Below are 22,081 nucleotides of genomic sequence, written 5' to 3'. Positions count from 1 at the left end.
GAATGCATATTATTTTAAATACCTATACTTTTTTTAGATATCTTCAGGATGGTGCGAATCGAATGGTGGACAGAAATATTTTCCTTACTGCTGACAGATTTCCGCTAGTCCGCGATATTGGCAGAAACCGAACCGAAGGCTTGTATACTCACCCTGACCGGCTGCTTGAATACGATGTCTTTTTATTCGTCGTCGAAGGGAGCATGCAGGTCATAGAGGAGGGGATCGAATATGTTGTAGGGGAGAATGAACACCTTTTTTTGAAGAAAGGCTTACATCATTGGGGAAAACCCGAGACGCTTCTCGGAACGGCTTGGTATTGGATTCACTTTACCTCGCCCATCGACGAGCGAATCGAGTATAAACACTTGTCCGTTGTACCGGAGCTGGAAAACTATTTCTCCAGCCATTATCAATATGTGCTTCAATTGCCTAAATTCGGTGCGGCAGCGCTTAACCATTCTACCGAAGACGCACTCAAATCCATGATTGAGAGCTACCGCAAGAAAAGAACGCACCGGATGACGGAAATCTCCGTGCAAGCCTACCAGCTGTTCTTGAACCTGCATCAGAAAGCCGAAAGCCGGGAACATGCAAACAATAAAGCGGATGCTCATGTCAGTCGAATCTTGGAGTATTTGAACTCACATGCAGAGGAGGACTTCAATTCCAAGCAGTTAAGCGAACACATGAGCTTAAATTACAGCTATATTTCTGCTACCTTCGCGAAACAAACCGGACAAACCGTTATCGAAGCTCACACGCGGCTAAGAATCAATAAAGCCTTGCACCTTATGCGTACCACTTCGTTAAATGTGTCTGAGATTAGCGATCAACTTGGGTTTCAGAACCCCTTTTATTTTACAAGAGTATTTAAAAAAATATTGGGTGAGCCGCCTTCGTCCTATATGAATCATTTGTATCGATAAATGGAATACCTGTCCTATGGCTGTCCGTCAAAACGCTCAGACGGGCTATTGATCAATGTTGCGATCCCTTTTTGCAATTGAAAAGAACCTTGTTGGGCACAAGGTTCCTTAGTCAGCATATTTATCTAAAGCATCAAAATCCCTAATGTCCGTCATTACACTTAGCGCCCATTTATACGGTGAATCATGAAGAGAAAGCGGATTAAGCCGTGCTTGGATCCCATTGCGCCATGCTGCCGCTATACCGTCTCACACTGGCTGCAAAAGCTCGCGTCGCTGTAAACCTCAGGCGAAAGCCCTTCGCGATCAGGATCCGTTTTCATTTCACTCCGTAGCTGCGCTGTTCTACCCTACTGTGTAAGATCAGGATGAAGAGAATTCAAATCCCTTGTATTGAGCACTCCTGTCCATAACGTAATGAAGCTGCCGATCAGCATCGGCAGCTTCATCTTAGTCCATTTAATTACTAATGTTCCCAGATAGCTTACTTGTAATCGTCAATTTTATCCTTAATAAAAAGCTCGCTCAAAAATAGCTTATCCATCATCTTGATTCTCTGCATCGGCAAACTATCCTTTCTTCCTCTTCCAACTATTTGCTTTTCGGCGGCTTCGAAGCGGTTGCGCTGAAGGCCGCTCCCAATCCGGCTCCAATGGCTATGCCGATCGCGATATTATCTAGTGCCACTCCTAGAGCGACGCCGATGGCTATGCCCATTGCCATACCTGAAGCAAACTTTTTGTTCCGATTGTGCTTGTTGCCGGACGGGTTATCTTCGCTCATCGCACTCGATCTCCAGTATGATCGTGAAGTTGTATTAAAGAAGAGAACCCTCGATACATTCATGCTAGCAATGAATCAAGGGTTCTCTTCTGTTCCTTGCCATTACTTTACAACATTAATTCCTAACAACACCAGTATTCCCATTCCGACAGCCCATACGACTATGGCAATCGTTTGCCAAATCATCACATATCGTTTCGATGCGCCCGATGCGATACATACTAAAGCCGCGATATGGTCTCCGATCAACAAAGGACCTAGAAGCGATACTCCGGGAACACCGTACTTATGGAATAGCTTCTGCCCACGTTCTAGACGTTTATTGTGCTTTTCTTGTTTACGTTCAGACGGTTTTCTTCTTTGCAGCCACTGCTTGACGCGATCACTAGCTAGGATAACAACCATAACCGAAATCCAGTTTCCGACGATTGCTGCTACGATCGTCATCACTGCAGGGAACCCGAGCGCAATCCCTACAGGTACTGCAAAGTATCCTTCCAAAAATGGGATCATTCCTACAATCATAACCCCAATGAATTGTAATATCGGATTTGAATCTTGCAACTGTTGCAAAAATTGTTCCAACTTTTCATCATCCTTTTCTAAGTTGTAACGATTAGTACCATTGTGTGATAACAGTACGTATTACCCACAATCTTTTTTAGGCTTAAATCTTGTAAGCCTTCATCGCCTTCCGAATCTCCTTCCAGCTCGGACGCTTGCCGTACATGAGCACGCCCGTGCGGTAGATCTTGGCCGAGACGTACACGGCCCCGTAGATCGAGACGAGCAGGATGCCGAAGGAGAGCAGCGTCTGCCACATCGGCACGTCCGTCAGCCCGAGGCGAAGCAGCATGACGAACGGCGAGAAGACGGGAATGTACGACGTTACCTTCACGAGCATGCTGTCCGGCGCGCTGATGCTGAAGATCGCGATGTAGAAGCCGGCCAGGGAGACGAACGTCAGCGGCATGACCGCCTGGCCCAGGTCTTCCGTCCGGCTGACGATCGAACCGATCGCCGCGTACAGCGTCGCGAACAGGAAGAAGCCCGTCAGGAAGAACAGCAGCGCGTAGACGAGCAGCAGCGGATCGATCAGCGACAGGTCGATGTCGAGATTGCCGAGCGCGCCTTTGTTATGCGGCATGGACACGTTGAGCAGAATGACGGCGACGTAGAACGCGACCTGCACGATGACGACGACGAACATGCCGAATATTTTGCCGAACATTTGCTTCAGCGGCGATACGCTCGTAATGAGAATTTCCATGACGCGCGAGCTTTTCTCCGCCGTTATTTCCGAGGCAATCATGTTGCCGGAGGTCATGATGGCCATGAACAGGAAGATGATCATGACGTAGATGACGCCCATGTTGACTCCTTGCTCCTCCGGCGTCCTGCCCGCGTTGCCGCTGCCCGAGCCATCGCCGGTATAAATCTGGACGGTGCCGATCTCGATCGGCGCGTTCAGCTGCGCCATTTGCTCGGCCGTCAGGCCCGCATCCTGCAGCACGTTCGCTTGACGAATCTGCACGAGCGCCCCCTGCATCGATTCGGTCATGCCGAATTCCATCAGCTTCTCGGATTTGTACGTCATCTGCGGGAAGCCGCTGTCCGACATCTCTCCGAATTCCAGGTAGCCTTTGATCCTGCCTTCGTCGATCGCTTGCTTCAGCTGCGCCTCGTTCGCCGCGGCATCGCCCTCGTCCTCGAATGGCACCATCACGATGCTCGGGTTCTCCTGCTGCTCATAATAAGCCTTCAAGCTGTCGCCCGTTGCCGTGCCGCCGGCCGCTTCCTCGCTCTGCGACTGGATGTAGCCGACGTTCGTGACCTTGTCGCCCTTGTCGAATTGCTCGATGATATATGGAAGATTAATGCCGATGCTGATGACGAGCGCGATAATCAACGTCGTAATGGTGAATGCTTTGCCCTTAACCTTGTTCCGGATCGTAAACCCTACTACCGTCCAGAAATTATTCATGACGATCACCTACCGTTCGGATAAAGATTTCGTTAAGCGTCGGTTCCTTGATTTCAAAACGATTCACGGTCGCCTGCTCCATCGCCAGCCGCAGGATGTCCGCGCCGGCCGCTTCGAACGAGACGGCAATCTCGTAGCCGTGCTCCGTGCGCGTAACGCCGGTTACGCCGGCCACCCTCTCAAGGCCGCTCACCTCATTGTCCGTGCCGAGGATGACGCGCTCCCTTGGGAATTGCTTCTTGATCTCCTTCAGGCTGCCCTTCAGCACCGTGTTCGACCGATGCAAAATCGTAATGTTCCGGCACAGCTCCTCGACATGCTCCATCCGGTGCGTCGAGAACAGAATGCTCGATCCGGCGTCGCGCAGCTCCTTCACCGTCGATTTGAGCAGCTCAACGTTGACGGGGTCAAGCCCGCTGAACGCTTCGTCCATGACGACGATGCGCGGCTTATGGTTGACCGCGGCGATGAACTGGATCTTCTGCTGATTGCCCTTCGACAGCTCTTCGACCTTCTTGTTGTAATATTCCGGCACCTCGAACCTCTCGAGCCAATGCTTCAGGTTGCGGTCGGCATCCGCCCTCGACATCCCCCTAAGCTGCGACAAGTAAATGATCTGGTCGCTTACCTTCACCTTCGGATAGAGCCCTCTCTCCTCCGGCAAATACCCGAGCAGGCTGAGCTGCTCGTTGCTGTAGGGCTTCCCGTTATACAGAATCCGCCCTTCGTCCGGATAGATGAGGCCGAGCACCATTCGCATCGTCGTCGTCTTGCCCGCTCCGTTCGCGCCGAGCAGGCCGTAGATCTCTCCTTCGCTTACCTCCAAGCTAATACCGTTTACCGCCGTTTTGTCCGCGTACTGCTTGACTACGTTCTCTACCTTTAACGGATTCATCTGTCTGCTCCCTTCATTAAATTAATCGGTTGCTTAAGCGGTCCTGCAGCAGCAGCGCGCTCATGATTTCGTCGAGCTCGAGCGCCTGCCGGCTGACCAGCGTCAATCCTTCTTCGGCGACCCATTCCTCGGCTTCCGCGGCCCGGCTCGTCGTAATGCGGTACGTCGTTCCCCCCGCATGCTCCACCCCGCATTGCCCCGGCATGCCCGCCGCCTTCTTCGCGTTCAGCTCTTCTCCGCTGACGAACAGCGTGAACCAGCTGCCGAACAGCTCATCCTTCTCGTACACGCCGAGCACGCGGCCCTGCGCCATAAATACGATATAATCGGCAAGCCGTTTCACTTCTTCGATAATATGGGACGTCATCAGAATGGTACGGTCGCCGCGGTCCATATACCGGTGAAGAATTTCGATCATCGTCTTCCAGGCGAGCGGATCAAGCCCCGAAGACGGCTCGTCGAGCAAGAGCAGCTCGGGAGCGTGGGCAAGCGACACCGCGAATTCGAATTTGCGGCGCATCCCCTTCGACATTTTGCCAAGCGCCTGGTTATCGTCGACCTCCAAAATACGAAGCAGCTCGCGGTACCGGTTCACGTCCCAGCCGTCATACCAGAACCGGTGGAACGCCGCCTTCTCCGTCCCTTTCATGCCGTCCTCGTGCGAGGAGGGCTGCTCCGGCAAATAGCCGATTCGTTTCTTCAGCTCCGTCGGGATGCCTTGCGCAAGCGGTTCGCCGAGCACCTCGATGCTGCCTGCGTCCGGTTTGTCCAGGTCCAGCATAAGACCGAACGTCGAGCTCTTGCCGCAGCCGTTCGGTCCGACGATCGCCGTAATGAACCCCTTCGGGATTTGCAAATCGAGCGGTCCAAGCTTGAAATTCGGCCGGTTCTGCATGACGCCGCTTAGCTCTATCGCGTATTCCTCCATCCTTGCACCGCCTTTATTCGTAATGTTTGCTTAACGCTTCCTTGAACATCGACTCCATCTCTTCCTCCGTGCACTGTACCCGCTTGCCCGCGATAACCGCCTGCTCCATCGCCTCGATCACGGCGGCCAGCCGATGCCGGTCCCTCTCCTTCTCGCCGACCTGGGCGACATACGTGCCCGTGCCCTGCCGTGTCCGCAGCAGCCCTTCCGTTTCCAGATCGCTATAAACTCGCTTGACCGTTATGACGCTGCATTTCACCTGCTGGGCCAGCTCCCGGATCGACGGCAGCAGCGTCCCTTCGGTGAGCTGACCGCTTACGATCAAGGCCCGCAGCTGCACTTCGATTTGATGGTAGAGCGGTTCCGCGCTTTGTTCATTAAGCTGAATCGGCAGCCGCATCGCGATCACCTACTTTCCTGCGCATATGATTAGCCCCTGTAGCTGCGCTTCTCAAGCCGATTCTCCATCCGGTTCACGCCGATGAATACGGCCGCGACGGCTGCCGCAAGCGCCGCAAGCACGATCCACCAATTGCCGTCTTCGATCGCGAGAAGCGAGTTTACGATAATATTTCCGGATTTAAACATCGTTAAAGCCGTCGTAACAAGCAGAAACAAGAAGATGTAAATAAAATTGACGATTAGATAAATTTTGCCGGTATGGCCGATCTCCCAATAGACGTACGCCGTAGCCATCGTAATGGAGTAGAAGAACCAGAACAGGGCGTACAAGATGAAGCTTACGGGCGACAACTCGACCCCGCTGAGACGCAGGATCACGTATTGAAGCAGGAAGAACAACAGCTGGGAGGCCAGCAAGACGGCTGCCATCTGGATCAGCCGGCCGAGCGCGATCTGCCTGGACGAGATCGGCATCGTTCGCCACTGCGCCATCTTCTTCGTATAAGCGTCGTTCTTCCAATAGCTCGCCATCGTTTTATTGAAAATAAAGCCGAGGCACGGCAGAAGCGATAAATAAATAAAATCCGTTGCCCACGCGAAGCGTCTCGACGCTTCCCCTTCCCAGTTATCGATGAACAATGGCACGGAGAACAATAACATGTAGAGGACGAACGCGAACGTGAACAGGCTCCTCCAGCGATCCTTCGCCAGCTCATGCTTCGCCAAGTACCATGCGCCTTTCCATAAGTCCACAGCGGATGCACCTTCCTTCATGATTGTGATTACTGTATATATCTTTATACACAGTATATTCACTGTGCACAGCTTTGTCAATCCTTTTACAAAAAGCAAAAACCGCGCTCCCGAAAGATCGCTCTCTCGAAAGCGCGGCTTGGCGCGCACATCCAACTCGAATCAACCGAATATCGCATCCAGCATCGGCTTCGTATGGCCGCCCGGATACATCCAATAAAGCAATACGTACACCGTCACGCCCGTAACGGCGGTAATGAACCATACGACGGACGTCACTCTTCCCCATTTGCGGTGCTTGGCGAATTTTTTGCGGTAGCCGAGGGTCAGCGTCGTAATGCCGAATACGGCGCCGACGGTCGCCAGCGTAATGTGAAACAACAGAAACGTAATATAGAACGGCTTCAGGCTGTCCGGACCGCCCCATTCCGTATTGCCGGAAATTAACGTCCTCGAGGAATAAATGATAAAGAACAGGATCGCGGTAACCGCCGCCCAGAACATCGTCCGCTGATGCGCTTCGAGCCTCCGTTTTACCGCCAGCCTCCAGCCAATGGCCACCAGCACCGCGCTGATGACGATCAAAGCCGTACTAATCGTCGGCATAACCGTATAAATATCCAATCCTACCCCACCTAATCAAAAAATGATGAATGCCAAGCCGGCCCGTTAAGCCGTCCCCGTATTCGGGTTCGAATTCGGCAATTCGTCCTCCGTGTGCTCCTTCTTGAACCACTGCTTGAAAATATACGCCAGGATGATGCCGTACATCAGCTCCTGGACCAGCTTCATTATAATACCGCCAGTCTGCTGATCCTCCTTCACGTCCATCAGATTGAAAAACTGAGGACCGCTGAAGCTTTCGAGCAGCCGGCTCGGATCGCCGGAGACGCAGTAGCCCATTGCGGTCACCCAGACGTTCGGGTCGCTGTAGATCGCATACATGGATTCGTTCGCGAAGATGATCAGCGCGCAAGCCGGCGTCAGAAGTACGCCGTTCGCGAAGACGTAGGCCATCTTCTTCAAATCCGTCAGCTTGCTCCATTCCGGCACCGGCGAAGCGATTTGCCACCACATCATGAAGGAGGTGACAAGCAATACCAAATAATAGAGTCGGTGCACCGTGAAATGCGTCATGACATAATCATGCACGACCGGCACGTGATAGATGGAGAACAGCATATTGAACAGCACGATCGTAATAATAGGATGCATCAGCAAGCTGAACTTCTTCCAGAAGCCGGCGGAAAACATTTTACGCCAAACAAAGCTTGGAACCCCTAGCAGCACCATCGGCGGAACGATCAAGTAGGAGATCGACATATTCACCATATGGAACGTGAACATGAGATGGCCTAGCAGGTTCAATGGCCCCCCGTGCGCCAAATATAAAAGAACGATCGCCGACACGAACAACGCCTTCTGCATCCCCGTCGCGGCCGGCGCCTGCGGGTTATGCTTCTCCCGCCACGGACCGATCAAGTAAAAATAGAGAATGACGATCGCGGCCATTCCGAACAAGAACCACGGGGTCCACAATTCTTCGAACGTAAAATATTGCAAGCCAAGCATGTGGAAGCTCCTTTCGATAACGCTACCCTTTATTTTGCAAAAGAGGAGGGACCCAAGCCTTTCGGGACCCTCCTCCAGTACGACAACGGTATTACCACCAAGCCCAATATTCGGCCATGATCACGCAGGTGAATACGACGAACACGCCGCTTAGAATGCCGATAATCGCGAAAGTATGGCCGCGATCCTTCATATGCATCCAGAAAGCCATCTGCACGAAAACCTGCAATATCGCAAGGCCGATCAAGATAATGTAAATAAAGTCTTTGTTGATTTCGCCGCTGATGACGGTCGCGAATGCGATGAACGTCAGCAGAACGGAAAACAGAAACGCGATGATATGCTTCTTCGGTCCTTCGACCTTATGACGCTTGGTGTTTTGCTCTGTGGCCGAATGATTGCTTGCCATCGATTAAACCACCTTTCCCATCAAGTACACAACGGTGAAGATGAATACCCATACGACGTCGATAAAGTGCCAATACATGCTTGCTACATAAGCTTTCGGCGCCGTTACGACGGTCAACCCTTTTTTCATCAATTGTACGATGAGCAGTGAGATCCACAAAATACCGAAGGCAACGTGCGCGCCGTGGAAGCCGACGAGCGTGTAGAACGAGGAGCTGAATGCGCTCGTCGTGAAGCCGTGGCCTTCATGCACATAGTGATAGAACTCGTAAATCTCAAGGCCAAGGAAGCCAAGGCCGAGCACGACGGTAATGATGAGCCAATTGATCAATGCCTTCACTCGGTGCGTATGCATCGCGTGTACGGCGAATACGCTCGTCAAGCTGGAAGTCAGAAGCAGCGCCGTTGCGATGGCAACGAGCGGAAGCGAGAACAGCTCGTGCGCCGGCGGCCCGTCAAGTACTTGGTGGCGGAGCGCCAGGAACGCGGAGAACAACGTTCCGAACAATACGGTCTCGCCGCCAAGGAATAACCAGAAGCCTAATACTTTATTGCGTCCCTCGAGGGTCGCCTTTTCGGGCTCATGAGGCAGATGCCCTTCTGCATGCGAATGCGCACTCATGCTTTCCCCCCCTTATCTCTGAGGATTTCCTCTTCTTCAATATGGAACCCGTGATCATCATACACAGACCGCAGGAACATGCACAGGAACACGATCAGCAAGCCTACGATGCCTACGGCGTAACCCGATTTGAATCCGGCGAACAGGTCGCCCCAATCCGGCGCGTACATGAAGCCGAAGCCGGCGATGAACAAGCCGAGACCCATGAAGAACGGCAGGATCGATGGCGAAGGCATATGGATCGGACCGATCGGCTCGGCCGGCGTCATGCCGCTGTGGCCGTCCATCTTCTCTTTCCAGTAAGCGTCGTAACCGCGAACGAGCGGCGTTTGGGCGAAGTTGTACTCCGGAGGAGGCGACGGAATCGTCCACTCCAGCGTGCGGCCGTCTTCCCATGGATCCGCCGGCGCGTTCTTTGGCTTGAACGACGACACGACGACGTTCAGCAGGAAGAAGATCGTGCCGAGGCCCATTAGAACGGCGCCGACCGTACTGATCATATTCATTTCGTTAAAGCCAAGACCGTCAAGGTACGTCCAAATTCGGCGCGGCATACCGAGCAAGCCGAGGAAATGCTGAATAAAGAACGTCAAATGGAAACCGGTAAAAAATGTCCAGAACGTCAGCTTGCCGAGCCCTTCGTTGAGCATGCGGCCGAACATCTTCGGCCACCAGTAATGCAGACCGGCGAATATACCCAAGATCAAACCGCCGACGATAACGTAGTGGAAATGGGCAACGACGAAGTAGGAATCGTGATACTGGAAGTCGGCGGGTGCCGCCGCCAGCATGACGCCCGTTACGCCGCCCATGACGAACGTCGGAACGAAGCCGACCGCGAACAGGTTCGCCGTAGTGAACTTGATCGAGCCGCCCCACATCGTGAACAGCCAGTTAAAAATTTTAATACCCGTCGGTACTGCGATCAGCATCGTTGCGATCGAGAACAACGCGTTCGCAACCGGTCCAAGACCCGTCGTGAACATGTGATGCGCCCAGACCATGAAGCCCAGGAAGCCGATCAGGATCGTAGCGAATACCATCGAGCTGTATCCGAACAGGCGCTTCCGCGAGAACGTACTGATAACTTCGGAAATGACGCCGAAAGCCGGCAGGATGAGGATATAAACCTCAGGATGCCCGAATATCCAGAAAATATGCTCCCATAGAACCGCGTTGCCGCCGCCCGACGGGTCGAAGAAGTTCGCGTCGAACAACCGGTCGAACATCAGCGCCGCGAGGCCGACCGTCAGAGCCGGGAACGCGAACAGGATAAGCGCTGAAGTAATGAAAGCCGTCCAAGTAAACAGCGGCATGCGCATGAACGTCATGCCCGGAGCGCGCATGTTGATAATCGTAACGAGGAAGTTGATGCCCCCGATCAGCGTACCGATACCGGCAATCTGCAAGCCGAGCACGTAATAGTCCACGCCATGGTCGCCGCTGTATGTAGTACCTGCGAGCGGTGCGTATGCCGTCCAGCCTGCGTCCGGCGCTCCGCCCGTGAACCAGCTGACGTTAAGCAGCACGCCCCCGAACAGGAACGTCCAGAAGCCAAGCGAGTTAACGAAAGGGAATGCGACGTCGCGCGCGCCGATCTGAAGCGGTACGACCGCGTTCATAAGCGCGAACAGCATCGGCATCGCCGCAAGGAAGATCATCGTCGTGCCGTGCATCGTCAGCAATTCGTTGAATGTGTCGGCGCTGACGAAGTCGTTCATCGGCTTCCACAGCTGAATCCGAATCAAAAGTGCTTCCAAACCGCCGACGAGGAAGAAAAACCCGCCCGCGATCAAATACAATATCCCGATTTTTTTATGGTCAACCGTCGTCAGCCAGTCCATGATGCCGCTGTATCGTTTGACCTGATGCGTATGCGCATGAGCCAAAGTAGGTACCTCCTTCAATCACCGATAAATTATTGTTCGTAGTTGAGTTTCAGTTCAGATAAATATTTCGCGATGCCTTCGAGCTCTTGCTCGGTCAGATCGATTTTACCCATTTGGTTACCCGGCTTCACTTCGTCCGGATTCTCGATCCAACGATACAAGTTATCGTAAACCGAACCCTCGTTGTCGTATTTCGGATCATCGGTGTTGACAAGAATACCTCCGACGGACTCGCGGCTGCCGATACCCGTCAGGTTCGGATAGGCCGGTCCGCCTTTGTCGCCCACGGCGTGGCAGGAAAGGCATTTGCTTTCGAATGCGGCCGCAACCGCAGGATCGCTAGGAAGAGCGACCGGTTCTTGAATCGCGGCTACCCAACGGTCGAATGACGACTCGTCCACTGATTTTACTTTGAAATCCATCAATCCGTGCGAAGGTCCGCAAAGCTCGGCGCACTTGCCGAGGTAAACGCCTTCTTTCGGAGCCGAGAAATACATCGTGTTCACGTTCGCGCCGGGGTTCGTGTCAATCTTGCCCGCAAGCGACGGGATCCAGAACGAGTGCAGCACGTCCGCCGATTTGGCTTGAATGGAAATGGTCTTGCCCGTCGGAATAATAAGCTCCTGCGCGGTCTTGATGCCGTAATCCGGATATTCAAACTCCCACCAGTACTGATGCGAAGTAACGATAACCTGAACCGCTTCCGGATCTTTCGTGTAATCTTTCGACAGGTTGAAGACGGATTGCACGGTAGGAACGCCGAGGATAATGAGCAGGATGATCGGAATAACCGTCCAAATGATCTCCAGCTTGTGGCTTCCTTCCACTTGCTTCGGAATCGTCTTGTCTCCCGGCCGTCTGCGGAAACGAATGATTACATAAATAGAAATTGCAAACACGACCACAATTACGATCAGCATAATTGAAATCGCCAGCTTCATCAGTCCGAATTGCTCTTCCGCTACAGGTCCCTGGGGATTCAGCGTCGACAAGTCTTCCCGTCCGCATGCCGCTAGCACTAATACCATGAAGGCCATTAGCGGTGCAAGCCGTTTTACAAATTGCCACCGTTTCATTGATTAATCAACCCCACTTTTGACGTTTTCGCAGCTGCCTGATTTCACGTGGCAAGCGGCGTGCTGCGTGTTTCACAGATGTTATTACAACTCCTGTAACTTAAATCACTTTATTAAATATAAAGTTGGAGCCCCTATTTGTCAATGTTCCACAGAGAGTTCACAAATTGTTCTCAAAGCTGTCAAAATCGCACCGTTACAACGTTTCTCCGCTTGTCGGCGACGCTGGGACAAGGCCCTCGGACATGCTTCTCTCTCCCTTACATTGTGCACCAAAACCATGGTCAATTATGTATCCCCGGTCAAACGTATATTTCAATCCGCTCGGCAAAAACTAACGTCATCATCGTAAGAATGGGGGTCCGCGCATCATGATGAAACGAGGGGCCGCGCTGCTGCTGTCAGCTTTGATGATTACGGCCGCAGCCGGCTGCAACTACGAGGAACTCGCGCAGAAGAGCGACACCGATTACGGCAGCCGTCAGGCGAACGATCCGAAGATGCTTGGCGGCAGATCGTACGGGCCGATGTCGAACAATCCGAACCAGCATGATAATGCCTTCTTTGAATACAGCTCCGCCATTTCACGCAAAGTGTCCGACCTTAGCGGCGTTTCCGCCGCGATCGTCATGCTGACTGACAAGAACGCCTACGTCGGACTTATGCTCGACTGGTCGGCCGTCGGCACCCGCGGCGCGGGCGGCAGAACCGAGCAGGACAATACGGGCACGAACGAAGGCGTCTACAACCACGACACCGGCAACCCGTATATGAGCAACAGCCGCTCGCTCGTCTCGCCTTACAATTCGTACTTTTCCGTCAACGATATCAACAATCTGTCCGGCGAGCTGAAGCAGACCGTCGCCCTCAAAGTAAGGGAGATGGCGCCGAGCGTGCAGGAGGTGCATGTTTCCGCCAATATGGAGCTTATGAATTACTTTAACGAATTCGCGAAGGAAGCGTGGGGCGGGCGTTCCTTGATGCCATGGCTCGATACGTTCAATACCGTCGTGAAATACCATTTCGCCGGCGGCAAAGTCATGCCGAAGCCGATTACCCAGCCGGGCGTATACAGCCCGTCCGAGGAGCAAATGGATCAATAAAAAAATCGCTTCCTATTATATATAGCGAAATCGGCATATCCCTCAACGAAAATGGTGAAGCAGCCGCCAGACTGCCTCGCCATTTTTTTGCGCTATCCGCCTGCAATAAAGAACAGTGTATATTATTTCATTTTATTATCCTTCCTATATATACTATACTAGCGGTAAGTACTTAAATAGAGGAGGCCCTTCATGAACGCGCGCAATTATATCCCGAGGAAGCCCGTCCATATCGAATGCAATATCGAAAAAACGCTAGACGTCATCGGCGGCAAATGGGCCTTTCTCGTGCTGCGGGAGCTGTTCTGCGGCACCAAAAGGTTCGGCGAGCTGCAGCGGCTTATTCCCGCGGTCAGCCCGCGGGCGCTCACGAGCACGCTCCGCCATCTGGAAGAGAAAGGCGTGCTCGAGAGAACGGTATACCCGACGGTTCCCGTCACCGTCGAGTATTCGCTCACGCCCAAAGGCGAGGATTTGCATCATATTTTAAAGGAAATGAAGCTTTGGTCCGCCAAATGGACGTAACCGTTACTTGGACGATTTGTCGTTCAGCGGCTTGATCCCGTTATGGAAGCGGTCCAGCGCCGACCGGTAGACGTGGCGGTCGCTCTCGTTGCTCGCCAATCGCTCCAAACGGTTCAGCTCCGCCTCGAAATGCTCCGCAAGAATGGCGACGCGTTCGCGCGGCTTGATCTCGACGCGATCCGACCGGCCCTGCTCGTCGGTCGTCTGCGCGAACAGCTTGCCGTTGCCGTCCACCTGGGCGAGCAGCACGTCCTTTTTGTCCAGCTTTCTTCGCTTAAGCTCGCGCTCGAGCCGTTTATGGTCCAAGCCCGCCTCGAACAAGGCTTCATCCCTGATCTCGCCGTCCATGATGACGGTCATCGCTTCGCGCTCTTCGGCGACTCGCCAGCCGAGCATGTCCGGCGTAATCGGCTGATGCTGCTTCTTCAGCATCACGTTAATTTCCCCGCTCGGCTCCATGACGGCGAATTCCACGTCCGCGACGCGGTACACGTCTTTTTTGCGGAGCTGCTCGAGCAGTTCGTCGAGCGTGAGCCTCTCCTTGTGAAGCTGATTCTTGAACAGCCGACCGTCCTTGATGAGAACCGTCGCCTTTCCGTCCACGAAATCGCGAATCTTTCTGCTTTTTAATGTAACGTACTCCATGCCGATCGACATGCTGACCCACACAATGAGCGAAACGATGCCCAAGTACCACAAATTGTCGAGATCGAGCGACACATAAGCGGCAATATTCCCGATCGAAATGCCTGTGATGTATTCGAATAGCGACAGCTGCGATATTTGCCGTTTCCCCAATATTTTGGTCATCGCGAATAAAATGAGTACCGACGTTACGGTGCGAATAACGATTTCAATCCAATCCGGCATTGCGGCTTCCCCCTTTCCTTTCCTAGAATGTCCATAATGATTAAAGTCATGCGCTCGCCGATTTGCACTTGCATTACTGCCGATTATCCGGTATAATGGAATGAATTTGATATATTTAACCTCTATCAATCCCCAGCTAGATTCAATGATTTCCTCGGATTATGATTTCTTAGTTGTTAATTCCCAATCATGTTTCGATCTGTATTTCTGATTCACACTGGCGCGGTCATCGGAGCCGCAAGGACGGAAGAGAGGCAGGGCTTTCGTTGTTTTAGGATGCAAGTTTTCAGGCAACTTTGTACGCATGTTAGACGATGTTAACGAGGGGATTCCGTTCAGCCCGTCTGCAGGCAAATGCAGGTACGGCTCGGTTAAATATACGCAATTAAGGGCTGTTCGCTCGGCGCATTCGCGCGCCTCGCGGACAGCCCTGTCCAATTTTTCAGGAGAGCTCCGGCGTCTCGCCGGCATTCAGCTGCCGGTAGATCTCGAGCGGAAGCTTCGGATTGCGGTCGAAGTCGAGCAGTCCGTTCTTCTCCTGTTCGACGTCGGTAAGCTGGGTGTAGCAATAGCCCTGCAGGCCGCCGGCCGATCGGATCGGACGCATGACGGCAAGCAGCCGGTCAAGGAAATCCCGGTCGTCCTTGGCCGCCGAATAGCCCCAGCCGTCTCCGCTGTTCCGAAGGTAGGAGATGCCCCCGAACTCCGACATCTGCACCGGCTCGCCCTCGTACTTATAGCCCGGCAAAATAATTTTCCGGCCCTGCGGATCGCTCTTGACCGCGAGCTCGGGCGACGTATAGCGACCGGCCAAGACGTTCTCGCGATACTCGTAATCATGCACCGTGTACATATCGGATTTGACATGCTCCCAGCCGTCGTTGGAGATGACGATCCTCGTATCGTCCAGCGACTTCGTCAAATAATAGAGCGTGGAGGCATGATGCTGCTGCCTTTTGTCGATCAAAATGTTCGGCGCGCCCCAGCTTTCGTTGAGCGGAACCCATACGACGATGCTCGGGTGGTTGTAATCGCGGTGAATCGCCTCCTGCCATTCCTTCGTCACGCGGCCTACGTATCGCTCGGAAAACTGGTAGGCGTTGGCCATTTCGCCCCATACGAGCAGTCCCAGCTTATCGCACCAGTACAAATAGCGGGGATCCTCGATTTTCTGATGCTTTCTCGCGCCGTTGAAGCCCATCTGCTTCGTCAGCTCGACATCCCGCCTTAGCATCTCGTCGCTTGGCGCGGTCAGGACGCCGCCGGGAAAATAGCCTTGATCGAGCACGAGCTTCATATAATAAGGCCGGTTATTCAAGCAGACGACGCCGTCTTCGATCGATATTTTCCGCATGCCGAAGTAGCTGACGACCCGGTCCAGCTCCTCCCCGCCGCCCAGCAGCGTGAATTCCGCATCGTACAGGTTCGGCTTCTCGGGCGACCACCAGCGGCCGAGGCCGTGGTCGTTGAAGTCGTGCAGCTTGATCGACACTTCCTCCTCGGCCGCCGTCACGCGGATCACGTCCTCGGCGATCAGCTCGCCGCCGAACGTAATCCGGATACCGAACCGCAAATTCGCCAGGCCTTCGATTCCGTTGAAAAAGCCCCGGATATGGATTTTGTTCGCATCGATATCCGGCGTCATGCGGACGCGGTCAAGGTGTGCCGGACTAACCGGTTCGAGCCATACCGGCTGCCAAATGCCCGTCGTCCTCGTATAGAACACCTGCTCGGATTGCTCTTTCCAGTACTGCTTGCCCCTTGGCAGCGTAACGTCCTTGCTGTAATCCTTGGCCCTTACGACGATGCTGTTCGATTCGCCCGCCCCGTTCAAGACCGACGTAACGTCCGCATGGAACGGGGTATGGCCGCCCTCATGGCTGGCGACCAGCCGTCCGTTCACCCATACCTTCGCCTCGTAATCGACGGCGCCGAAGTGCAGAATGATTCGTTTGCCCGCAAACCCATGCGGGATCGCGACATCCTTGCGGTACCAGACGATATCGTGAAACGCCGTCTCGCCAATGCCGCTCAGCTCGCTTTGGTAGCAGAACGGCACTTGGATAGAGCGTTCTAACGCTCTGCCTTCGTACCACCTGCCGTCCTCGCCTTCATCGTCGTCATCGTAAGCAAACTGCCATTCACCGTTTAGACTTAGCCATGCCTGGCGTTCGAATTGCGGTCTAGGATACTCGTTTCGTAATGGATAAGTCATGTTCCCACTCCAGTCCTGTTACTTTCTTCTATCGGTCTCCCGGTAACGGCTTGACCGTCATTTGATGGAAGCTGACGGACGATCGCTCGGAGCGAATGCCGACCTTGCCGTACAGGAACGGATTCGGATCCGTATAATCGATTAAAGCGTCCTTCTCTCCGTTCACGTATACGCGTATGCGGCCGCCTTGCGCGACGACCTTGATCGGGTGCTCCTCGCCCGGCTCGAACTGAGCCGTCTCGCTCGCCAGCAGGATCGAATCGTAATTCAACCGGCTCAGCGTCACCTGCGAGGAAGTAACGCCGATATAATAGCCCATCGCCGCGTCCATCACCTGGTCGGGGTGATACGATTCGTTCGTTTCCCGAACGAACAAGCCGCCGGCGTCGGTGTCCGATTCAAGCTTCACCTGCACGGCGAACTCGTAGTCGTCCCAGCGATCGTCGCCAAGGAAGAGCCTATCGTCGTCGATGCCGCTGCCGGAATAACCTCCGCCTTCGTCGGATTCGCTGAACAAGCCGAATTTGTTCCGGATCGATGCTTCGTCTAGCGATATCGCCTTCGCGCTCTTCTCCGCCAGCTCGAACAGCTCGAACGATTCCAGCTCGGAGGCGCCCTTCGCTAGCTTCACCTTCAGCTCATGGAAGCCCGCCGGCATCTTGAGCGTTCCTGCCCGAACCTTCGCCCAGCCGGCTTCCGCGAAGGCCGGATCGTCCGCGCGAATCGTCGTCTTCTCCGCCTTGCCTCCGTCGACCGACCATTCCAGCACGACGTCGTCGTCCGGCTTCCGCAGCGCGACTCCGATGCCGTAATCGCCTTCCGTCTTCGCGTTCACTTTATACTTCAGCCAATCCCCTTCATTCTGAAGCGAGACGGAGTAGCTTCCGGCCACCGTCCGGGCGATCGGCACGCCGTCATTCACCCGGTAAGCGGCTCCGTCCGCGGACGGCTGCTCCATATGGAAGCCCCGCTCCGCCTCCTTCAAATAATGAACGGCTTCAATCGTGCCGGGCAGCGGCTTGTAAGCTTCGAAATCGCTGCTGCCGTCCGCGTCGTTCGCGAACGCCGTATATTCGTATACCGGGCTCGCCCCACCCGCGATGTATCCGATCCGGCCGCCCGCCGCGCCGCTCGTCTCCGCCTCGAGCTTCTTCATGCCGTCGAAGAAGACGAGTACGGACGAGTCGCGGCGCTCCACCCGGATCGCATGCAGCTTGGCATAATCGAATTGCTCCGGCAGCGTCGCATCGGCAATCGCAGTCTCCGCCCCGTCCTTCCTCTCGATCAGCTCGAGCTTGTGCGAAGCCGGGCGCAGCCGCACCGCCGAATAATTGCCGTCGTCCCGGTAGCCGAACACCGCGCTGACCGCAGTTGCCGCATCCGGCTTCTCTCCTTCCGGATAGCGAAGGTTATACTCCGCGATGAATGCGGCCGCCGTCGGCGCGATGCTCAGAAGCGCATGGTCCGACTGCTCCCACTCCTTCGGATCGACACCATCGGAGAGCCGCCCGTATAATGCCGGCATTGCGGGCGCCGGCTGGTTATGATCATGGGTCGGGCCGAGCACGACGAGCTTATCCCCGTTATACGCCAGCCGGTCGATATTGAGCTCGCGCACGGGCGGCCCTTCCACGGAGCGTCCGACCAGATTGTGATACGTCATATAGTAGGAATCCATGTCCGGGCCAAGCACGGTCGAGCTGTGACCCAGCCCCTTGAATTCCTCGTCGACGTTAAGGATGACCGGGTTGTTGGCGGGGATGGCGTAATCGCCGAACGGTCCGTCCTTCGATACCGCGTAATTGACGCGGTAGCCGTTGCTGAACACATGGTTCCCCGTATAGGTCATGTAATAGAGGCCGTTCCGCTTCCAGATCATCGAGCCTTCCGTCCAATGGCTTAGGAACGCATTCGTCGTGACGCCGATGTCGATCGTGAGCGGATCCGGCATTTCGTGGGCGACGATGCCTTGCGTGCCCGCGTTCGTGAAATACCATTTGCCGTCATCGTCGATGAAGACCGAACCGTCGATCGAGTTGCCGAGATTGCCGGTCTTCACCTCGAACGGCCCGGTCGGGCTGTCGCTCTGCAGAACATAATGGCCTTGGCCCGCCGGCGACGTATACAGATAGAAGCTTCCGTTCCAGTAGAACACTTCCGGCGCGTAAGCCCCCGTCGAAATGGGATCCTCCGTCACCAGCCCTTCGTATTGCCAATCGACCAGATTGTCCGAGCTCCAGGCTTTAATGCCGGGCCGCCAATCCTTCGTGCTGCAATACAGATAATATCTTCCGTTATGCCGCATGATGAACGGATCGCCGATGCCGTAATCCTCCCATTCCTGCTCCAGCTTGAACGAGTTCGTGTACACCTTCGCATCCTCCTCCAATAAGATGACTTCGATTTCGTCCGGCTCCGGCCGGCAGGCGCCGGCCGTCAGCATGACCGATGCCGCCGCCAAGGCGACCGCCGCCTTTTTTAATCCGAAATTGCCTCTCGCCGCTTTCTTCATCGCCTATCCCTTCAATCCGCTGATCGCAAGCGATTCGATGAAGTAGCGCTGACAGAAGAAAAAGACGAGAATGACCGGAATCATCGAAATGATCGACGCCGCCATAATAACCGGATAGTTGGAGGAGCCCATATATTGCGCCTGCATGGACGCGATCAGCACTTGAATCGTCTGCTTCTCCGGCGAATGCAGGTAGATCAGCGGCCCCATAAAATCATTCCAGATGCCCATGAAGCTGAGCGCCGCCTGCGCGGCGATCGCCGGCTTCGCGACCGGAAGAGCGATCGTCCAGAAGGTGCGGAAGAAGCCGCTGCCGTCGAGCTTGGCCGCCTCGACCAGCTCCGTCGGCAGACCGCCGGCCAAGTACTGGCGCAGGAAGAAGACGACGACGATATTGCCGAACAGCCCCGGCACGATGAGCGGCAGCAAGGAATCGACCCAATCGATGGCCGAGAACCCGATGAACTGCGGGATCATGACGACCGAATACGGAATCATCATCGTGCCGAGCAGGCAGAGGAAGATCGTTTCCTTGAATGGAAAATCGATTTTGGCGAACGCGTAGGCCGCCATCGTCGATGTGAGCAAGCCGATCGCCAGCACGAAAATAACGATGATCGTACTGTTCATGAATCCGCTGAGCAGCGGCGAATCGTTCCAGGCCGTCACGTAGTTATTGAACGTCGCCGGATCCGGAATCCATTTCGGCGGGATTTCGAACACGGTCCGCTGATTTTTGAGCGACGTGGAAATCGTCCACGCGAACGGCGCCAGCATGACGATCGAGCCGATGCCCAAAATAATCGTCACCCACAGGTTAGCCAATCGTTTCTGTTGCATGTTAGAATCAAACTCCCCTCGCTAACGGTAACGGCAAAGCCTTAATCGTTGTACACCCAGCGCTTCGACAAGCGGAACTGAATCAGCGTCACGATGAAGATGATCAGCCCGAGCACCCACGCGATGGCGCTGGCGTAGCCCATGTTGAAGTATTTGAACGCATTTTCGAAAATATAGAACACGACCGTCGCCGCACTGTACTCCGGTCCGCCGTCCCCTGCCAGCACGTAAATTTGGCTGAACGATTGGAACGCGCCGATGACGCCCATGACGATGACGAAAAAATGAATGTTCGTGAGGAGCGGAATCGTGATCAGCCACAGCTTCTGGAACGCGTTCGCCCCGTCGACCTCGGCCGCCTCGTAATAAGTCGACGAGATCGACTGCAGGCCGGCCAAATACAGCACCATCGTGCCGCCGACGCCGCCCCATACCCCCATCAGAATCATCGACGGCTTAATCCATTCCGCGCTGCCGAGCCAGTTCGGACCTTGAATGCCGAACCAGTTCCACAGCGTCTGGTTAAGCAGGCCGAAGTCCTGGTTCAGGATCCATTGCCAGAGCAGCGATACGGCGATGATCGGCGAGATGACCGGCAAATAGTAGATCGTTCTCAGGAACGAGATGCCTTTGATCGGCCGGTTCATCATGATCGCAAGCAGAAGCGCAATAATCATGCCGATCGGGATGCCGATCATCATAAACACCGTATTGTACAGCGACTTGTACACCTTCTCGTCCTTGAACGCCTCGACGTAGTTGTCAAGCCCGACGAATTCGGGCGGCGACACGAGGTCCCACGACGTGAAGCTCAGCCAGACGGAATAGAGCAGCGGCGCGACGCCAAAGATGACGAATCCGAGCACGGGAGCCGCCACGAACAGATAGGCCCACGCGTATTCCTTCCGGATATAACTTGGTTTACGTTTTTTCATGCGTACACATCCTCGCGCTAACGATTCGATAAAATAGAGATTCGGGACGGCTTACTTGTTGCCTTTGTCGTACAGCTCCTGCAGCTTCGGCTGCATTTCCTTCGCCCAATCGGCGGCCGTCATTTTGCCGTCGTACACTTTGCCGGCCTCCTGCCACATCGTGTCGATCCACTTCGTATCCTTCGAGCCGAACTCGATCGTCGGATGCCCATAATCCTCGATGATGTCCAGGAACACCTTGCGGTTCGCCGGCGCCTTGTCGTACGACGCGAACTCGCCCTTCGCCATGTCGATCAGGTTCGGCACCGCCTGCCCGAGCTCGTAGTTCTGCTTCTGCCCTTCCTTGTCCAGCGCCAAGTACGCCGCCAGATTGAACGCCTCCTGCGCATGCTTCGTCTTGCTCGACACCGCGTAGCCCATCGACCCGAGCCATGTGCCCGCCTTGCCCGTCTCCGGATGGACCGGCCACGCCGCCACGTCCCACTCGAACGGCAAATCCCAGAACGCCGGCTGATCCCACGGACCCATCGGGAACATGCCTACCTTGCCCGCCACGAACCGCGAGTACGCGTTCATCGCCTTCTCGTCCTCCGGCGACGGCGCCACGTTATGCTTCAGCCGCAAATCCGCCACCCACTGCATCGCGCTCGCGAACTCCGGCGTATCGATCGTAATCGTGCCCGTCTTGTAGTCGATGAAGTCGCCTCCCGCGGCCCATACCGCGCCTTCCACCGATAAGTTCGCACCGCCGTAGACGTCGATCTTGCCGTCGCCGTTCTCGTCCTTCGTCAGCTTCTTCGCCGCTTCGAGCCAGTCGTCCCACGTCCAGCCGCCCACTTC

At 54.7% G+C, this 22,081-nt stretch carries 22 protein-coding genes; 3 read left to right on the top strand and 19 right to left on the bottom strand.

Going from position 1 to position 22,081, the window contains the following annotated elements; all coding sequences use genetic code 11:
• The first annotated feature begins 62 nt into the window (after nt 1-62).
• Nucleotides 63-929: a helix-turn-helix transcriptional regulator gene (locus IDH41_RS07765; RefSeq protein WP_223829536.1), complete on the top strand. Its 867-nt coding sequence runs from the start codon at nt 63-65 to the stop codon at nt 927-929.
• 591 nt (nt 930-1,520) lie between these two features.
• Here IDH41_RS07765 and IDH41_RS07760 read toward each other — a convergent pair.
• From IDH41_RS07760 to coxB, 13 genes are all read right to left on the bottom strand, one after another.
• On the bottom strand, nt 1,521-1,712 hold the full coding sequence (locus IDH41_RS07760) for a hypothetical protein (protein ID WP_190859800.1): 192 nt from the start codon (nt 1,710-1,712) through the stop codon (nt 1,521-1,523).
• A 102-nt stretch (nt 1,713-1,814) separates the two neighbouring features.
• Nucleotides 1,815-2,297: a small multi-drug export protein gene (locus tag IDH41_RS07755; protein ID WP_190859799.1), complete on the bottom strand. Its 483-nt coding sequence runs from the start codon at nt 2,295-2,297 to the stop codon at nt 1,815-1,817.
• Between the two features lie 82 nt (nt 2,298-2,379).
• Nucleotides 2,380-3,696 (bottom strand): ABC transporter permease, encoded by a 1,317-nt coding sequence (locus tag IDH41_RS07750; protein WP_190859797.1) that lies wholly within the window; start codon nt 3,694-3,696, stop codon nt 2,380-2,382.
• Entirely contained in the window at nt 3,689-4,591 is a 903-nt protein-coding gene (locus tag IDH41_RS07745) for an ABC transporter ATP-binding protein (protein ID WP_190859795.1), read from the bottom strand. Before IDH41_RS07745 ends, IDH41_RS07750 begins: the two co-directional genes overlap by 8 nt.
• Nucleotides 4,592-4,607: 16 nt before the next feature.
• Nucleotides 4,608-5,519, bottom strand: coding sequence for an ABC transporter ATP-binding protein (locus tag IDH41_RS07740; protein WP_190859794.1), 912 nt, complete (start codon nt 5,517-5,519; stop codon nt 4,608-4,610).
• 13 nt (nt 5,520-5,532) lie between these two features.
• Nucleotides 5,533-5,919, bottom strand: coding sequence for a GntR family transcriptional regulator (locus tag IDH41_RS07735; RefSeq protein WP_190860134.1), 387 nt, complete (start codon nt 5,917-5,919; stop codon nt 5,533-5,535).
• A gap of 29 nt (nt 5,920-5,948) precedes the next feature.
• Entirely contained in the window at nt 5,949-6,674 is a 726-nt protein-coding gene (locus IDH41_RS07730; RefSeq protein ID WP_190859792.1) for a hypothetical protein, read from the bottom strand.
• Nucleotides 6,675-6,836: 162 nt separating this feature from the next.
• A complete protein-coding gene (locus tag IDH41_RS07725) occupies nt 6,837-7,298 on the bottom strand; it encodes a DUF420 domain-containing protein (protein ID WP_190859791.1) in 462 nt (153 codons plus the stop codon).
• A 45-nt stretch (nt 7,299-7,343) separates the two neighbouring features.
• Complete coding sequence (gene ctaG, locus IDH41_RS07720; RefSeq protein WP_190859789.1) at nt 7,344-8,246, bottom strand: cytochrome c oxidase assembly factor CtaG; 903 nt, start codon at nt 8,244-8,246, stop codon at nt 7,344-7,346.
• A 91-nt stretch (nt 8,247-8,337) separates the two neighbouring features.
• Nucleotides 8,338-8,655 carry a cytochrome C oxidase subunit IV family protein gene (locus tag IDH41_RS07715; protein ID WP_190859788.1) on the bottom strand — a complete coding sequence of 106 codons (318 nt, stop codon included), beginning with the start codon at nt 8,653-8,655 and terminating at the stop codon, nt 8,338-8,340.
• Between the two features lie 3 nt (nt 8,656-8,658).
• Complete coding sequence (locus IDH41_RS07710) at nt 8,659-9,276, bottom strand: cytochrome (ubi)quinol oxidase subunit III (protein WP_190859787.1); 618 nt, start codon at nt 9,274-9,276, stop codon at nt 8,659-8,661.
• A complete protein-coding gene (gene ctaD / locus IDH41_RS07705) occupies nt 9,273-11,120 on the bottom strand; it encodes a cytochrome c oxidase subunit I (RefSeq protein WP_190860133.1) in 1,848 nt (615 codons plus the stop codon). The genes IDH41_RS07710 and ctaD overlap by 4 nt, the downstream gene beginning before the upstream one ends.
• A 74-nt stretch (nt 11,121-11,194) precedes the next feature.
• Complete coding sequence (gene coxB, locus IDH41_RS07700; RefSeq protein ID WP_190859785.1) at nt 11,195-12,241, bottom strand: cytochrome c oxidase subunit II; 1,047 nt, start codon at nt 12,239-12,241, stop codon at nt 11,195-11,197.
• 371 nt (nt 12,242-12,612) lie between these two features.
• Here coxB and IDH41_RS07695 point away from each other — a divergent pair, with 371 nt between their 5' ends.
• Both IDH41_RS07695 and IDH41_RS07690 read left to right on the top strand, forming a co-directional pair.
• Nucleotides 12,613-13,344: a hypothetical protein gene (locus IDH41_RS07695; protein WP_190859784.1), complete on the top strand. Its 732-nt coding sequence runs from the start codon at nt 12,613-12,615 to the stop codon at nt 13,342-13,344.
• A 192-nt stretch (nt 13,345-13,536) separates the two neighbouring features.
• The gene (locus IDH41_RS07690) at nt 13,537-13,869 is read left to right on the top strand and encodes a winged helix-turn-helix transcriptional regulator (protein ID WP_190859782.1); all 333 of its coding nucleotides are present in this window, start codon (nt 13,537-13,539) and stop codon (nt 13,867-13,869) included.
• A 3-nt stretch (nt 13,870-13,872) separates the two neighbouring features.
• On the opposite strand, the gene IDH41_RS07685 is transcribed toward IDH41_RS07690, so the two are convergent.
• The 6 genes from IDH41_RS07685 to IDH41_RS07660 all read right to left on the bottom strand — a co-directional run.
• Nucleotides 13,873-14,739, bottom strand: coding sequence for a DUF421 domain-containing protein (locus IDH41_RS07685; RefSeq protein WP_190859781.1), 867 nt, complete (start codon nt 14,737-14,739; stop codon nt 13,873-13,875).
• A 442-nt stretch (nt 14,740-15,181) separates the two neighbouring features.
• Nucleotides 15,182-16,954: a glycoside hydrolase family 2 protein gene (locus tag IDH41_RS07680; protein WP_190859780.1), complete on the bottom strand. Its 1,773-nt coding sequence runs from the start codon at nt 16,952-16,954 to the stop codon at nt 15,182-15,184.
• A 28-nt stretch (nt 16,955-16,982) separates the two neighbouring features.
• Nucleotides 16,983-19,466 (bottom strand): family 43 glycosylhydrolase, encoded by a 2,484-nt coding sequence (locus IDH41_RS07675; protein WP_190859779.1) that lies wholly within the window; start codon nt 19,464-19,466, stop codon nt 16,983-16,985.
• A 3-nt stretch (nt 19,467-19,469) separates the two neighbouring features.
• The gene (locus tag IDH41_RS07670; protein WP_190859777.1) at nt 19,470-20,306 is read right to left on the bottom strand and encodes a carbohydrate ABC transporter permease; all 837 of its coding nucleotides are present in this window, start codon (nt 20,304-20,306) and stop codon (nt 19,470-19,472) included.
• Between the two features lie 41 nt (nt 20,307-20,347).
• Nucleotides 20,348-21,241, bottom strand: a complete 894-nt coding sequence (locus IDH41_RS07665) for a carbohydrate ABC transporter permease (protein WP_190859775.1) — start codon at nt 21,239-21,241, stop codon at nt 20,348-20,350.
• 51 nt (nt 21,242-21,292) lie between these two features.
• Nucleotides 21,293-22,081 (bottom strand): extracellular solute-binding protein (locus IDH41_RS07660; RefSeq protein ID WP_190859773.1); only part of this gene is annotated, 789 nt, incomplete at its 5' end.

The sequence above is a fragment of the Paenibacillus arenilitoris genome (assembly GCF_014705655.1).
GTDB classification, from domain to species: Bacteria; Bacillota; Bacilli; order Paenibacillales; family Paenibacillaceae; genus Pristimantibacillus; species Pristimantibacillus arenilitoris.
This window is presented reverse-complemented; position numbering and strand designations above follow the sequence as displayed.

Bases quoted from the DNA above. Each gene is read 5' to 3' on its own strand.
- IDH41_RS07765 (WP_223829536.1), top strand. From the start codon at position 63: ATGGTGGACAGAAATATTTTCCTTACTGCTGACAGATTTCCGCTAGTC.
- IDH41_RS07760 (WP_190859800.1), bottom strand. From the start codon at position 1,712: ATGAGCGAAGATAACCCGTCCGGCAACAAGCACAATCGGAACAAAAAG.
- IDH41_RS07750 (WP_190859797.1), bottom strand. From the start codon at position 3,696: ATGAATAATTTCTGGACGGTAGTAGGGTTTACGATCCGGAACAAGGTT.
- IDH41_RS07745 (WP_190859795.1), bottom strand. From the start codon at position 4,591: ATGAATCCGTTAAAGGTAGAGAACGTAGTCAAGCAGTACGCGGACAAA.
- IDH41_RS07740 (WP_190859794.1), bottom strand. From the start codon at position 5,519: ATGGAGGAATACGCGATAGAGCTAAGCGGCGTCATGCAGAACCGGCCG.
- IDH41_RS07735 (WP_190860134.1), bottom strand. From the start codon at position 5,919: ATGCGGCTGCCGATTCAGCTTAATGAACAAAGCGCGGAACCGCTCTAC.
- ctaG (WP_190859789.1), bottom strand. From the start codon at position 8,246: ATGCTTGGCTTGCAATATTTTACGTTCGAAGAATTGTGGACCCCGTGG.
- IDH41_RS07715 (WP_190859788.1), bottom strand. From the start codon at position 8,655: ATGGCAAGCAATCATTCGGCCACAGAGCAAAACACCAAGCGTCATAAG.
- IDH41_RS07710 (WP_190859787.1), bottom strand. From the start codon at position 9,276: ATGAGTGCGCATTCGCATGCAGAAGGGCATCTGCCTCATGAGCCCGAA.
- ctaD (WP_190860133.1), bottom strand. From the start codon at position 11,120: ATGGACTGGCTGACGACGGTTGACCATAAAAAAATCGGGATATTGTAT.
- coxB (WP_190859785.1), bottom strand. From the start codon at position 12,241: ATGAAACGGTGGCAATTTGTAAAACGGCTTGCACCGCTAATGGCCTTC.
- IDH41_RS07695 (WP_190859784.1), top strand. From the start codon at position 12,613: ATGATGAAACGAGGGGCCGCGCTGCTGCTGTCAGCTTTGATGATTACG.
- IDH41_RS07690 (WP_190859782.1), top strand. From the start codon at position 13,537: ATGAACGCGCGCAATTATATCCCGAGGAAGCCCGTCCATATCGAATGC.
- IDH41_RS07685 (WP_190859781.1), bottom strand. From the start codon at position 14,739: ATGCCGGATTGGATTGAAATCGTTATTCGCACCGTAACGTCGGTACTC.
- IDH41_RS07680 (WP_190859780.1), bottom strand. From the start codon at position 16,954: ATGACTTATCCATTACGAAACGAGTATCCTAGACCGCAATTCGAACGC.
- IDH41_RS07675 (WP_190859779.1), bottom strand. From the start codon at position 19,466: ATGAAGAAAGCGGCGAGAGGCAATTTCGGATTAAAAAAGGCGGCGGTC.
- IDH41_RS07670 (WP_190859777.1), bottom strand. From the start codon at position 20,306: ATGCAACAGAAACGATTGGCTAACCTGTGGGTGACGATTATTTTGGGC.
- IDH41_RS07665 (WP_190859775.1), bottom strand. From the start codon at position 21,241: ATGAAAAAACGTAAACCAAGTTATATCCGGAAGGAATACGCGTGGGCC.